This is a genomic window from Microvirga arvi (genome assembly GCF_016892765.1).
Taxonomy (GTDB): Bacteria; Pseudomonadota; Alphaproteobacteria; order Rhizobiales; family Beijerinckiaceae; genus Microvirga; species Microvirga arvi.
The window spans coordinates 69,905-82,464 of record NZ_JAFEMD010000004.1 but is presented as its reverse complement, the minus strand read 5'-3'; the positions used below and the strand labels follow the sequence as shown (position 1 = coordinate 82,464).

General features: G+C 62.5%; 12 protein-coding genes. 9 read left to right on the top strand and 3 right to left on the bottom strand.

The window, feature by feature from the left end:
- The first annotated feature begins 16 nt into the window (after positions 1-16).
- From ILT44_RS03760 to ILT44_RS03745, 4 genes are all read left to right on the top strand, one after another.
- The gene (locus tag ILT44_RS03760) at positions 17-454 is read left to right on the top strand and encodes a DUF1489 family protein (RefSeq protein ID WP_204238234.1); all 438 of its coding nucleotides are present in this window, start codon (positions 17-19) and stop codon (positions 452-454) included.
- A 368-nt stretch (positions 455-822) separates the two neighbouring features.
- Entirely contained in the window at positions 823-1,179 is a 357-nt protein-coding gene (locus ILT44_RS03755) for a hypothetical protein (RefSeq protein WP_204238233.1), read from the top strand.
- Positions 1,180-1,272: 93 nt separating this feature from the next.
- The gene (locus tag ILT44_RS03750; RefSeq protein WP_204238232.1) at positions 1,273-1,980 is read left to right on the top strand and encodes a glutathione S-transferase N-terminal domain-containing protein; all 708 of its coding nucleotides are present in this window, start codon (positions 1,273-1,275) and stop codon (positions 1,978-1,980) included.
- 79 nt (positions 1,981-2,059) lie between these two features.
- Complete coding sequence (locus tag ILT44_RS03745) at positions 2,060-2,770, top strand: DnaJ domain-containing protein (protein WP_204238231.1); 711 nt, start codon at positions 2,060-2,062, stop codon at positions 2,768-2,770.
- 78 nt (positions 2,771-2,848) lie between these two features.
- Here the strand turns inward: ILT44_RS03745 and ILT44_RS03740 are convergent, their stop codons facing one another.
- Entirely contained in the window at positions 2,849-4,453 is a 1,605-nt protein-coding gene (locus ILT44_RS03740; protein WP_204238230.1) for a D-alanyl-D-alanine carboxypeptidase, read from the bottom strand.
- A 263-nt stretch (positions 4,454-4,716) separates the two neighbouring features.
- Here ILT44_RS03740 and ILT44_RS03735 point away from each other — a divergent pair, with 263 nt between their 5' ends.
- The 4 genes from ILT44_RS03735 to ILT44_RS03720 all read left to right on the top strand — a co-directional run bounded on the left by ILT44_RS03735 (position 4,717) and on the right by ILT44_RS03720 (position 8,475).
- Positions 4,717-5,046, top strand: a complete 330-nt coding sequence (locus tag ILT44_RS03735; RefSeq protein ID WP_204238229.1) for a phasin family protein — start codon at positions 4,717-4,719, stop codon at positions 5,044-5,046.
- 294 nt (positions 5,047-5,340) lie between these two features.
- On the top strand, positions 5,341-5,733 hold the full coding sequence (gene clpS, locus ILT44_RS03730; RefSeq protein WP_204238228.1) for an ATP-dependent Clp protease adapter ClpS: 393 nt from the start codon (positions 5,341-5,343) through the stop codon (positions 5,731-5,733).
- 28 nt (positions 5,734-5,761) lie between these two features.
- Positions 5,762-8,224 (top strand): ATP-dependent Clp protease ATP-binding subunit ClpA, encoded by a 2,463-nt coding sequence (gene clpA, locus ILT44_RS03725; protein WP_204238227.1) that lies wholly within the window; start codon positions 5,762-5,764, stop codon positions 8,222-8,224.
- On the top strand, positions 8,221-8,475 hold the full coding sequence (locus ILT44_RS03720) for a hypothetical protein (RefSeq protein WP_204238226.1): 255 nt from the start codon (positions 8,221-8,223) through the stop codon (positions 8,473-8,475). The genes clpA and ILT44_RS03720 overlap by 4 nt, the downstream gene beginning before the upstream one ends.
- Positions 8,476-8,545: 70 nt before the next feature.
- Here ILT44_RS03720 and ILT44_RS03715 read toward each other — a convergent pair whose 3' ends face one another.
- Positions 8,546-10,507 (bottom strand): PAS domain-containing HWE histidine kinase family protein, encoded by a 1,962-nt coding sequence (locus ILT44_RS03715; RefSeq protein ID WP_204238225.1) that lies wholly within the window; start codon positions 10,505-10,507, stop codon positions 8,546-8,548.
- 240 nt (positions 10,508-10,747) lie between these two features.
- Between ILT44_RS03715 and ILT44_RS03710 the strand changes: the two genes are divergently transcribed.
- Complete coding sequence (locus ILT44_RS03710) at positions 10,748-11,323, top strand: NADPH-dependent FMN reductase (protein WP_204238224.1); 576 nt, start codon at positions 10,748-10,750, stop codon at positions 11,321-11,323.
- A gap of 2 nt (positions 11,324-11,325) precedes the next feature.
- On the opposite strand, the gene ILT44_RS03705 is transcribed toward ILT44_RS03710, so the two are convergent.
- Positions 11,326-12,501, bottom strand: coding sequence for a GNAT family N-acetyltransferase (locus tag ILT44_RS03705; RefSeq protein ID WP_204238223.1), 1,176 nt, complete (start codon positions 12,499-12,501; stop codon positions 11,326-11,328).
- Between the last annotated feature and the right edge of the window lie 59 nt (positions 12,502-12,560).

The window sequence follows — 12,560 nt, the reverse complement described above, 5'->3', positions numbered from 1 at the left end:
ATGGTTGAAAGCGAACATGGCCCTTCACCTGATCAAACTCTGCGTCGGATGCGATTCGATCACGGATCTCGAGGAATGGATCGAGGAGAACCGCGCGCTTCACCGCCGGCTCGGCCGCGACTATGAGCAGACGCATACGACCCGCATGGTTCCCAAGCGCGTGGAGGAGCTTCTCGGAGGCGGTTCTCTGTTCTGGGTAATAAAGGGTCAGGTGGCAGCCCGGCAGACGCTCCTGGACGTGCATCCCTTCACGGATGGCGACGGCATCGGACGCTGCCACCTGGTGCTGGAGCCCAAAGTGGTTGCCGTGGAGCCGCGGCCCTATCGGCCGTTCCAGGGATGGCGCTACCTCGTTGCCAAGGATGCCCCACGTGATATCGATGGAAAGACGGGCGACCTCGCCAAGATGCCCGAGGACATGCGTCGGGAGCTGGCCGAGCTGGGGCTTCTATAACCTATGTGAATTTGTGGAGGCATTCCGATGAAGCTCCCGATTGTTATTGCCGTTCTGCTGATCAGTTCCGTCAGCTCCGCACTTGCGAAAGAGTGCCGCATGTCTGACCTGCCGCCCGGTGTTCAGGTGCAGTTGCCGCCCGGCTGCAAGGCCCCCCTCCGCTCGGGACGCACGGAGGCCAGAAGCCAGGATCGTCTTAGGGCAAATGAGGGATTCATCGATCTCGGTAATGGAACCCAGGTGAGGATCGACGGCCGGGTTCGGGCTGAAATGGGCGTACGCCCTTAGACTTTTTTGCTGGGGATCACCCTGGAACCTCGCTGCCGCGATTCGCATTGGCTCAGCAGTTAAGTTGAGTGGAGGTTCCGATGCTGATGTGTGCATCCGAAGGCCGGCACTGGCGTTATGAGGTCTGCGAGCACGACGATGGCTACCTCGTCCAAATGCGCGACCTGACGACCGGCGAGCTGGATGAGGAATTCTCCACGATCTTCCGCACCCTGCCTGTCGCCTTCGCCTATGCCGAGATGTCCGCGGCCTATGAGCGCTATGCGGCCTGCGAGCTGGAGCAGTCGGAGGATGAGCAGATCGAGTTCGACGTGGAGGCCACCGAGCGCCACTTCATCGATCTGAGCGACAGGCTGCACGATTCAGGTATCAACGGCATCGTCGTCCAGGCCTGGGAGCGCGAAAGCCAGCGCGGCGCGGCGCGCCTGCTGCACTGAAACTTGATCGGCAGGCAGCGGCTTCGCGTTTGCAAGCCGTTGCCATCCCTCTAGCATCGCTCCACCCCGACTCACGTCGATGATGGAGTTTATATGCCCGATCTCTCCGCCTTCCCGATCACCAGCCGCTGGCCGGCCCAGCACCCCGACAGGATCCAGCTCTATTCCACCCCGACGCCCAACGGAGTGAAGGTCTCCATCATGCTGGAGGAGACCGAACTGCCTTACGAGCCGCATTTCATCAATATCAGCCAGAACGAGACCTGGATTCCCGAGTACCTCGCGCTGAACCCCAACGGCAAGATCCCGGCGATCATCGATCCTGACGGTCCCGGCGGAAAGCCGTTCGCCCTGTTCGAGTCGGGCGCCATCCTCCTTTACCTCGCCGAGAAGACGGGACAACTCCTCCCGTCCGAACCGTTGCGCCGCTACGAGACCATTCAATGGGTGTTCTTCCAGATGGCATCCGTCGGCCCGATGTTCGGGCAGCTCGGCTTCTTCCATAAGTTCGCCGGCCGCGAGATCGAGGACAAGCGGCCGCTGGAGCGCTACCGCAACGAATCCAAGCGCCTGCTCGGTGTGCTCGAAACCCGGCTCGACGGCCGTGACTGGATCATGGGCGACGAATACACCATCGCCGACATTTCCCTGCTGGGCTGGGTGCGCAACCTGGTCGGCTTCTACGATGCGGGCGAGCTGGTCGAGTTCGACAGCCTGAAGCGCGTTCCTGCCTGGCTGGAGCGGGGGCTGGCCCGTCCGGCGGTCCAGCGCGGTCTCACCATTCCGGCTCGTCCGGCCTGAGTCTCGCAATCCATTCTTCAAGCCGGCAATTTACATCCGCCCCATCCCGGCCCACATGTTGGGGTGGGGACGTAGAACTATGATGCTTCTTTTCGGAATCGCCGCGGTCGCTCTTCTGTGGTGGCTAGGCAAGACTTACACACGTACCGACCCGAAGGCTTTGGCGAAGGCTGTCAGGACCATAGGCGGAGTTGCCGCGTTGGGTGCGGCCGTGTTGGTGGGCGCCAAAGGCCAACTAGGCCTTGCGCTCCTCATTGGCGGGCTTGGAGCCTGGGCGCTCGGATGGAACGTCCTCAAACTTCCTGGACCCTGGAGCCGGCTTCAGCCCCAACCGGGCCGCTACTCCCGCATCCGCTCAGCGATGATCGAGATGGAAATCGACCATGCGACCGGTGCCGTCGAGGGCAGCATCCTGGTCGGAGCCTTCGCGGGCCGGCGCCTGTCCAGCCTCGACCCGCAGAGCCTGCGCCGTGTCTACGACGAGTGCATGGCTCACGATCCACAGGGCGTTCCGCTGCTAGAAGCTTATCTTGATCGCCGGTTTGCCGGCTGGCGTGAAAACGCTCAGGGAGATCGTGACACGCGGACGCGCACTCATGCGCAGTCGGGCGTAATGACGAAAGAAGAAGCCTATCAGATCCTGGGGCTTCAGCCGGGCGCGGGCCTCGATGAGGTCCGGAAAGCGCACCGCACGCTGATGAAGAAGCTGCACCCCGACCAGGGAGGGACGGCGTACCTCGCGGCCCGCGTCAACGAGGCTAGAGAAGTCTTGCTGGGCCGACATCGCTGATACTCCACGCGCGATCCGGTTGTCTTAAGCTGAGACGGTGCACACACACGCACCGTCTCAGTGACTGTAAAATCCGTCTCAGCCGCGGGCGGCGAAGCAGTTCATGCCGCTCTTCTTGATCTGCTTGCAGACCTTTGCAGCGTCATCCGATTCCGAGAAGCCGGAGAAGCGGGCGCGGTAGAGGGTGCTGCCGTCGACGTTGACCTTCTCCGTGAAGGGCGAGGCCTTGCCGAGGACCTTGCCGAAGCGGCTGCGTGCGGTGTCGAGCATCTCCTTCGCCTTGTCCTCGTCATCCGTGGCGCCGAGCTGGATCACCCAACCCGCCATGGCCGGACGTTCGACCTTCTTTGGCTCCATATCCTCGGCCTTGAGCGAGGTGGTCTTCGTTGCCGCCGGGGCGGATGCGGCCGGAGCCGGCTCGACAGACTTTGCCTCGATCTTGGCCTGGAGGGCGGCCTTCTGCGAGGCGGGGATCTGTGCCGGAGCGGCCTGGGATGGCAGGGCCGCATAGGCCTGAGCGTTCAGGGGCAGCGGCTCCTGACCTTTCTGCCAGCGCACCGAGGAGGTGGAGGAGGGGGTCGTGGTGGAACTCGCGCCGGTGGCCGATGCCACCACCGGACGCAGGGTATTCAGGTCGAGCGGCTTGCGCTCAGGCGCAGGCTGAGGGGTCGTAGCCTGAGCGACGGGAGCCTGCGGCGTGGCGGAAGCCACGCGCACGGGAGCCTGAGTGGGGGCAGGCTCGACCGGACGCGGGGCCGGAGCCTCGGCGACCATCGAAGGCTGTGGGGAGCCTTCGACTACCGGCGGGGCGATGCGGGCGCCGGCATAGGCACGGGGCAGGTGATTGTCGATGAGAGCTGCCATCTTCTGGTCGCGCGAGGCGCCGGAGCGGCCGCCGAGCACAACGGCAACGATGCTGCGCGTATCGGTGTTGACCGAGGTCAGCAGGTTGAAGCCCGACAGGCGGGTATAGCCGGTCTTGATCCCGTCCACGCCCTCGACCTTGCCCAGGAGGCGGTTATGGCCGCGGATGGTGCGGCTGCCATACTGGAAGGAGCTGGTCTGGAAATAGGCGAAGTACTTCGGGAAGCGATCCTGGATCGCCCGACCGAGGATCGACAGATCGCGGGCCGTCGTGATGTTTGCGGGAGAATGGGGCAATCCGTGCGGGTTGTAGAAGGCGCTGGAGCTCATGCCGAGCTCCCTGGCTTTGCGGGTCATCATCTGCGCAAAGGCATCTTCCGAACCGGCAATATTCTCGGCCACCACGACCGAGACGTCATTGGCGGAGAGGGTGACCATAGCCTTGATGGCATCGTCGACCTCGATGGTCGAGCCAGGCCGCAGACCGAGCTTGGTCGGCGGCTGGCTGGCGGCATAGGACGAAACCGTCAGGGGAGTATCGAGGCGCATCCGGCCGCGCTCGAGCTGCTCGAACAGCAGGTAGAGGCTCATCACCTTGGTGATGGAGGCAGGAATGCGGGGCTCGTCGATATTTTCACCCTGGAGGATCTTACCCGTCTTGGCGTCGACGACGATCGACGCGGCGAGGGGGCTGTAGCCGCCCCCTGCAGGAGCCCTGCGGCGGGCTGCTTCAGCGGGAGAGGTGATCGTGATCGCAAATGACGCAACGATACCAACGAGAGTCCACGCCTTTCGGTGTCCCATCCAAACCGAATTCATACTCAAAATCCCTGTTTCGTTTGGTTTTAGGCCCTCGCGCCCGGCTCTCTGAGAGGAACCGTTGCCGGCGCAACACATGTTCTGACGGTAAGAGGTTGCGGTTACGGGGGGGTTAACGGGGACGATTCCTTGCCAGAATCAGGGGACTTATTGTGCGGTGCACAATAGAACTTGACAAATTATTGTGCAGTGCACATATTGCCATCCGTCGGCTCTCCAGTGGCGCCAACACCTATCCTAACGCCTTATTGTCGAGGTTCACAATGCTTCAGCCGTTCACCCAGATTCAGAAATTCGGCCAGGACAACCTGGATGCCACCATGAAGGCGCTCGGCGCTTTCTCCAGCAACTCCCAGGCGATTGCCACCGAGACGGCTGAATTCGCCCGCAAGTCCTTCGAGCAGACCTCCTCCACGCTCGAGAAGCTGATCGGCGTCCAGACTCTCGACAAGGCGGTCGAGATCCAGACGGCCTATATGCGGGGCGCTTATGACAGCCTCGTCAGCCAGTCGGCCAAGATCGGCTCGCTCTATTCCACTCTCGCCACCGAGACGTTGAAGCCTTACGAGGGGCTCCTCTCCAAGGCGGCCTAAACCAAAGAGCCTCTGCATCCCTTTGGGATAAAGCGCCTGGCCTCGTGCCGGGCGTTTCGCGTTGGGCTGCCATGCGCCGGAAGCTTGGCCGCTCCGTTGGGGCACTCGCGAACATGGGGCACTCGCGAAGGCGTGACTAAGATGTCGCTCTTTTCATCAAGGCTGCGACCACCCATCTGGTTGATCTGGCGAACCGAATGGAGCGACTATAGATTGGGCTATGGGTTCTGGCTTGAACCGGGATGCGGGCCACAGGTCAGGGCCAAGGCGAACAGAAGGGGCGGTCGTTCGACGATGCTGCGGTTAGCTCAAGGTACTTTGACTCTGTCGGATCAGCGTCCGATCTCGGCTGCCGGCGGGTCACAGCCTCCTGGAGGCGATGATGGCGGTCGCTCCAACACGGCCATCATCACGAAAACCAAGCCGCGCACGAAACGGCCTAACCTTTACCGCGTTCTCCTCTTGAACGATGATTACACCCCGATGGAGTTCGTGGTGCACGTGCTGGAGCGCTTCTTCAACAAGAACCGTGAGGATGCCACCCGGATCATGCTGCACGTACACCAGAACGGTGTCGGGGAATGTGGAGTTTTTACGTACGAAATTGCCGAGACCAAGGTGACCCAGGTGATGGATTTCGCCCGAAAGCACCAGCATCCTCTGCAATGTGTAATGGAAAAGAATTAGCCGAGCCCCGCTCATAAAGGACAAGCCGTTGCCGAGCTTTTCTCGCAGTCTTGAACAAGCCCTTCACCGAGCCCTCGCTCTTGCCGGCGAGCGCCGCCATGAATATGCAACCCTCGAACACCTTCTCCTGGCCCTGATCGATGACCAGGATGCAGCGGCCGTCATGCGGGCCTGCAATGTCGATCTCGAGATCCTCCGCCGCAATCTGGTGGACTATGTCGACAGCGAACTTGCCAACCTCGTCGCGGACGGACGCCAGGATTCCAAGCCGACGGCCGGCTTCCAGCGCGTGATCCAGCGTGCGGTGATCCATGTCCAGTCCTCGGGGCGGGATGAAGTGACGGGCGCCAACGTGCTCGTGGCCATCTTCGCCGAGCGGGAGAGCCATGCGGCCTACTTCCTGCAGGAGCAGGACATGACCCGCTACGACGCGGTCAACTACATCAGCCACGGCATTGCCAAGCGCCCGGGCCTCACGGAGAGCCGCTCTCCGCGTGGATCCGAGGAGGAATCGTCGACCGAGCGCCCGACCCAGGAAGAGGGGGATGCGCGAGCCAAGAAAAAGGGCGATGCGCTCGAGGCTTACTGCGTCAACCTCAACAAGAAGGCGAAGGAAGGCCGGATCGATCCGCTGATCGGCCGTGAGTCGGAAGTCCAGCGCACCATCCAGGTCCTCTGCCGCCGGCAGAAGAACAACCCGCTCCTCGTCGGCGATCCCGGCGTCGGCAAGACCGCCATCGCGGAAGGCTTGGCCCGCAAGATCATCCAGGGCGAGGTGCCCGAAGTTCTCAAAGGCGCCACCGTCTTTGCCCTCGACATGGGCACGCTGCTGGCCGGCACCCGCTACCGCGGCGACTTCGAGGAGCGCCTCAAGCAGGTGATGAAGGAGATCGAACAGCATCCGAACGCCATCATGTTCATCGATGAGATCCATACGGTGATCGGCGCCGGCGCCACGTCGGGCGGCGCGATGGATGCCTCGAACCTGCTGAAGCCGGCCTTGGCGCAGGGAACGCTCCGCTGCATCGGCTCGACCACCTACAAGGAGTACCGCCAGTATTTCGAGAAGGATCGGGCCCTCGTCCGTCGCTTCCAGAAGATCGACGTCAACGAGCCATCCGTGCCGGATGCCATCGAGATCGTGAAGGGCCTGAAGCCCTATTTCGAGGACTTCCACAAGCTCAAGTACACCAACGACGCCGTGAAGGCGGCGGTGGAGCTGTCCGCCCGCTACATCAACGACCGGAAGCTGCCGGACAAGGCGATCGACGTGATCGACGAGACCGGCGCGTCGCAGATGCTCCTGCCGGAGGGTCGTCGCAAGAAGACCATCGGCATCAAGGAGATCGAAGCGACCATCGCCACCATGGCCCGCATTCCGCCCAAGACCGTGTCGAAGGACGACGCGGAGGTGCTCGCGCACCTGCAGGAGACCCTCAAGCGGGTCGTCTATGGGCAGGACAAGGCCATCGAGGCGCTGTCATCGGCCATCAAGCTAGCCCGTGCCGGCCTGCGCGACGCGGAAAAGCCCATCGGTTCCTATCTCTTCGCCGGTCCCACGGGCGTCGGCAAGACCGAAGTGGCCAAGCAGCTGGCCGTTTCCCTGGGCGTCGAGCTCCTGCGTTTCGACATGTCTGAGTACATGGAGCGCCACACGGTCAGCCGCCTGATCGGCGCGCCTCCCGGCTATGTGGGCTTCGACCAGGGCGGCCTGCTGACCGACGGCATCGACCAGCATCCGCACTGCGTGCTCCTGCTCGACGAGATCGAGAAGGCGCATCCGGACCTGTTCAACATCCTGCTCCAGGTCATGGACCACGGGAAGCTGACGGACCACAACGGCAAGCAAGTCGATTTCCGCAACGTGATCATCATCATGACCACGAATGCGGGTGCCGCCGACATGGCCCGCCCGGCCTACGGCTTCACCCGCACCAAGCGGGAAGGCGACGACACGGAGGCCGTGAACAAGCTGTTCACGCCGGAGTTCCGCAACCGCCTCGACGCCATCATCTCCTTCGGGCATCTGCCGAAGGAAGTGGTCCAGAAGGTCGTCGACAAGTTCGTCATGCAGCTGGATGCCCAGCTCGCCGACCGCAACGTGTCGATCGAGCTTACCGACGAAGCCCGTGACTGGCTGGTCGAGCATGGCTATGACGAGGCCATGGGCGCCCGCCCCATGGGCCGCCTGATCCAGTCGACTATCAAGACGCCCCTGGCGGACGAGGTGCTGTTCGGCCGCCTCAAGGAGGGCGGGGCGGTCAAGGTCATCGTCAAGACCGACGAGATCGGCCTGCAGAGCCTTGGCTTCGAATATGTCGAAGGCCCGGTGAAGCCGAAGCCCGAGAAGGTCGTGACGAACGCCAAGAAGAAGCCCAAGGCGAAGTCCGCTTCGACGAAGACGAAAAAAGCGGTGAAGCCGAAAGGATCCGATGGTAATGGAGGCGGTGGCGTCCGTACCGTTCCGAAAGTTCCGTTGGTGAGAGCATGACGACTGAAATCCACGAGGGGCCCCTGCAGGCCTCTCGTACTCTGGAGGCTCCGGCGGCGAAGCTGTCATGGCGCGAAAAGCGCTACCAGCGCCGTCGCCGTCGCGTCTGGTTCGAGGAGGTCATGGGTTGGGTCCTCGTTCCGGTCATCCTCATTGGTTGCTATTGGGCCCTGGACGTCGGCCTGAACGCGCTCGGGACCTCGCCGCAGGCGATCATGGAAGGCATCGAGGCTATTCTAGCCAGTCTTTGATTACAGTCTTTTCAGCTGAATTCATGAGGCCGCACGGGACCACATTCCGGTGCGGCCTTTTCTTTAGGCTTCAGATCAGGGGAGCATCCACGGTGCAGATGACCCCCGTCGGCGCGAAGTCGATCTTCGCACGGCCATTGAGATCGTGAGCGAGGCTCCGCTCGATGAGCCGACTGCCGAAGCCGCGGCGCTTTGGGACGCCGACCTTCGGACCGTTGATCTCGGACCAGGTGAGGTGCAGAAGCTTTTCCGGTTGCTCGCGCACCGACCAGAGGATCCGCACCTCGCCGACGGTGTCGGAAAGAGCGCCATACTTCACGGCGTTGGTGGCCAACTCCTGCAAGGCCATGGCAATGGCCAGCGCCATGCGAGGCGACAGGCGTACATCCGGGCCTTCCATGTGAATGCGCTTCTCACGCTCGTGGCGGTAGGGAGCCATGGCTTCCCTGACGATCTCGAGGAGGCCCGCGCTTTCCCAGTTCTCCCGCGTGAGCACGTCGTGGGCTCGGGACAGGGCGAGCAGGCGCGACTCCATGGCGGAGCGGGCTTCCTCCATGGCGCCGGCATTGCGCAGGGTCTGGGAAGCGATGGATTGGACGGTAGCCAGCGTGTTCTTCACCCGGTGGTTCAGCTCATGGATCAGAAGCTCCCGGTGCTCCTCCGCGCGCTTTCGCTCGGTAATGTCGACGATAACCCCTGGGAAGCGAACCGGCTGCCCAGCGACATGATAGCAGCGCCCCTGGGCTGACACCCAGTGGATCTGTCCATCCTTGGCGATGGTGCGATACTCGGCGGCGTAGTGGCCGCCCGTATCGACCGCCTCGCCGATCTGCTTTCGGATTCTGCCGCGGTCGTCCGGGTGAACGCCGTCCATGAAGTTCGCAATCGGAGTGCCTGCTGCTGCGGTTTCGGGATCGACTCCGAAAAGGGTGGCAAAGCGCTCATCTGCATAGATGAGATTGGACGTCACGTCCCAGTCCCAGGTGCCGACGACGCCGGACGCTTCGACAGCGAGCTGCAGCCGCTCCTCGCTCTTGCGCAGGGCTGCTTCGGAGCGAGCCCGCTCGACCGCATCCCAGGTCCGCTCAGCCACATCCTGAATGAGCTTGACTTCGTTGTCATTCCAGAGCCGGGGAGTTCGGTTATGAACGTAGAGGGCTGCCACCATGTGCCCTCGCTTGATCAGGCTCACGGTGACGACCGCAGAGAATTCCAGGGCGGCGAAGGCAGCGAGGTGCGCGGGTGAATTGGTGCGGGGATCGGTCGAAACGTCATGGACGACCAGAGGCTCTGCCCGCTTTAGAGCGCTGTGGATCTCGGGCCCGAAAGCCGCCAGGTCATGGGTCCCGGTGTGATGAGCGACCGTGCCGTCCGTCCAGTTCCGCTCTGTGGTGAAGTAGCGGGCCGTTTCTTCAACCTCACCATAACCGACACGACTGGTCTGGAGATGTTCGCCTAGCATTTCCTGAGCGGCGGTAATCACCTCGATCGGCTCGTTGAGGCTGCGAAGGCGGTCACTCAACCGAACGAGAAATTCAAGCCTCTGCTCACTCTGAACCTTCGCGGTCGTCTCATGAACGATGCACATGATGCCGGCGACATCACCCGCCTCGTTGTGGATAGGGCCGTAGGAGAAGGTCCACCAGGTCTGCTCGGGATAGCCATTGCGCTCGATCATGATCGGCAGGTCTTCGAAATAGCTTGCCTGGCCGAGGAGAGCTTTCTCTGCGATCGGCCCGACCACATCCCAGGCTTCCCCCCATACGTCACGGAAGGGCTGACCCAGCGCCTCCGGCTTTGCCCCCAGAATCGGCACATAAGCATCGTTGTAGAAGCTCGTCAGGTCGCGACCCCACACCAGATAGGTGGGGAACTTGGAATGGAGCATCATACCCACGGCCGTGCGCAGGGAATGCGGCCATGCCTCGATCGGTCCGACCGGCGTTGCCGACCAATCGTGATGGCGGATGCGCTCTCCCATGACTCCACCATCGCCGAGAAAATCCGGCTGTGGCTTGAAACGCTGATGCATCAAGCAAACTCGCGAGAGGGGTATGGGAGAGGACAGTTCATGAATGTCGGAGAGTTCGACAGGAGGGTCGCTGGTGCATAGTCCACATATGAACTGATGTCGCGTGATTTCTAGTGGCTGTCTTGAGGCCTGCTGACGCGTCTCGCACGGGTCGGATGGCCAGCCTCGCTTTGGGTTTGACATGACCTGTCGGGACGCTAACCTCCCTTGAGGACGCGGAGCTTGGAGGATCGGGCCATCATGACGAGACTGGTTGGCCTATCGGGAAGCCTCCGCCAAGCTTCGTACAACTCCGCACTCTTGCGGGCCGCCGCGGGCTTGATGCCAGCGGGTTCGGAGCTTGTTGTCGATACCATACGCGGCGTTCCGCTTTATGATGGCGACCTTGAAGAGACTCAAGGGATCCCAGAGCGAGTGACAGAGCTGAAGGAGGCGATTGCCGCTGCGGACGGGCTGCTGCTCGTGACGCCGGAATACAACAACTCCATTCCCGGCGTATTCAAGAACGCCATCGACTGGCTCTCCCGCCCGCCAGCCGACATCAAGCGCGTCTTCGGCGGCAGGCCGGTTGCTCTGATCGGCGCCTCGCCTGGTGGCTTCGGGACCATCCTGTCCCAGAATGCTTGGCTTCCGGTGCTCCGCACCTTGGGAGCCGATCTGTGGACGGGAGGGCGGATGATGGTGTCGCGCGCGCAGACGGTGTTCAATCAGGACGGTACGCTGGCCGACCAGAAGATCGAGGAGCAGCTCCGGAAATACCTCGAAGGCTTCGTTGCTCATGCGCACGCCTTACGGCAGGAGGCATCCGCCTCCTGAGATCAATCCTCCTCCCGATGCTTGAACGGGGTAGACTCCTCCAGCTCTTCAGCAGCCTCCGACACGTAGCGCCGCTCCTGGTCGAGATAGGCCTGCACCGCACGGCGGAGAGAGGAGTCGGCGATGTCGTGCGCCGATGAGGTAAGGACGGGCCGGTAGCCGCGCGCCAGCTTGTGCTCGCCCTGGGCGCCCGCTTCGACCCGGTCGAGGCCGTGGGCGATGGCGAATGCGATGGCCTGGTAATAGCAGACCTCGAAATGCAGGAACGGATGATCCTCGATGCAGCCCCAGTTGCGCCCATAGAGGCGCTTGTCGCCGATGAGGTTGATGGCGCCTGCAATGTAGCGGCCGTCGCGCTTCGCCATGACGAGCAGCACCCGATCAGCCATGCGCTCGCCGATGAGCGAGAAGAAGAGGCGGTTGAGGTAGGGCCGGCCCCATTTGCGGGAACCCGTATCCATATAGAAGGCGAAGAAGGCGTCCCAGTGGGCCTCCGTGATGTCCTTTCCGGTCACCCACTCGATGGTGATCCCAGCGCCAAGCGCATCGCGGCGCTCGCGCCGGATCGCCTTGCGCTTGCGCGAGGCGAGGGCAGCCAGGAAGTCGTCGAAGCTGCCGTAGCCTTCGTTGAACCAGTGGAACTGCTGGTCGTCCCGCCGCAGGAATTTTTCAGCGGTGAAGGCTTCGAGATCGTTCTGCTGCAGGAAAGTCGCGTGGATGGACGAGGCTCCGGTCTGGTCCCGGAGCGAGCGCAGTCCTGCAACCAGATAGGACCGGATCTCCTCCGCCCGATCCCCATTCGGCACGAGGAGGCGAGGGCCGGTGACGGGCGTGAAGGGCACCGCCACCTGGAGCTTGGGATAATATCGTCCTCCGGCCCGCGTATAGGCGTCGGCCCAGGAATGGTCGAACACGTATTCGCCCATGGAATGTGATTTGAGATAGCAGGGAGCCGCGCCCAGAAGTTGCTCAGCCTCGTCCTCGACGAGAACATGCAACGGCGCCCACCCGGTCTTCGCCCCGACGCAGCCGGAATCCTCAAGCGCGGACAGGAAAGCATGGGAGACGAATGGATTGAAGGGATCGTCGTCGCCCGTGCCCGCACCGAGCGCGCACGCATCCCATTCGGCAGCCGGGACCGCCTTCAGGCCTTGGGCGATTTTGACTTGGAAGGTCACTGGATGGAGGGATCCCGCCGTTAGGGATTAAGAGCTAATCACTCGGCGGGATCCTTGCA

Coding starts and splice junctions, on each gene's coding strand:
- ILT44_RS03750 (WP_204238232.1), top strand. CDS start 1,273: ATGCCCGATCTCTCCGCCTTCCCGATCACCAGCCGCTGGCCGGCCCAG.
- ILT44_RS03740 (WP_204238230.1), bottom strand. CDS start 4,453: ATGAATTCGGTTTGGATGGGACACCGAAAGGCGTGGACTCTCGTTGGT.
- ILT44_RS03745 (WP_204238231.1), top strand. CDS start 2,060: ATGATGCTTCTTTTCGGAATCGCCGCGGTCGCTCTTCTGTGGTGGCTA.
- ILT44_RS03710 (WP_204238224.1), top strand. CDS start 10,748: ATGACGAGACTGGTTGGCCTATCGGGAAGCCTCCGCCAAGCTTCGTAC.
- ILT44_RS03715 (WP_204238225.1), bottom strand. CDS start 10,507: ATGCATCAGCGTTTCAAGCCACAGCCGGATTTTCTCGGCGATGGTGGA.
- ILT44_RS03760 (WP_204238234.1), top strand. CDS start 17: ATGGCCCTTCACCTGATCAAACTCTGCGTCGGATGCGATTCGATCACG.
- ILT44_RS03755 (WP_204238233.1), top strand. CDS start 823: ATGCTGATGTGTGCATCCGAAGGCCGGCACTGGCGTTATGAGGTCTGC.
- ILT44_RS03720 (WP_204238226.1), top strand. CDS start 8,221: ATGACGACTGAAATCCACGAGGGGCCCCTGCAGGCCTCTCGTACTCTG.
- ILT44_RS03735 (WP_204238229.1), top strand. CDS start 4,717: ATGCTTCAGCCGTTCACCCAGATTCAGAAATTCGGCCAGGACAACCTG.
- clpS (WP_204238228.1), top strand. CDS start 5,341: ATGCTGCGGTTAGCTCAAGGTACTTTGACTCTGTCGGATCAGCGTCCG.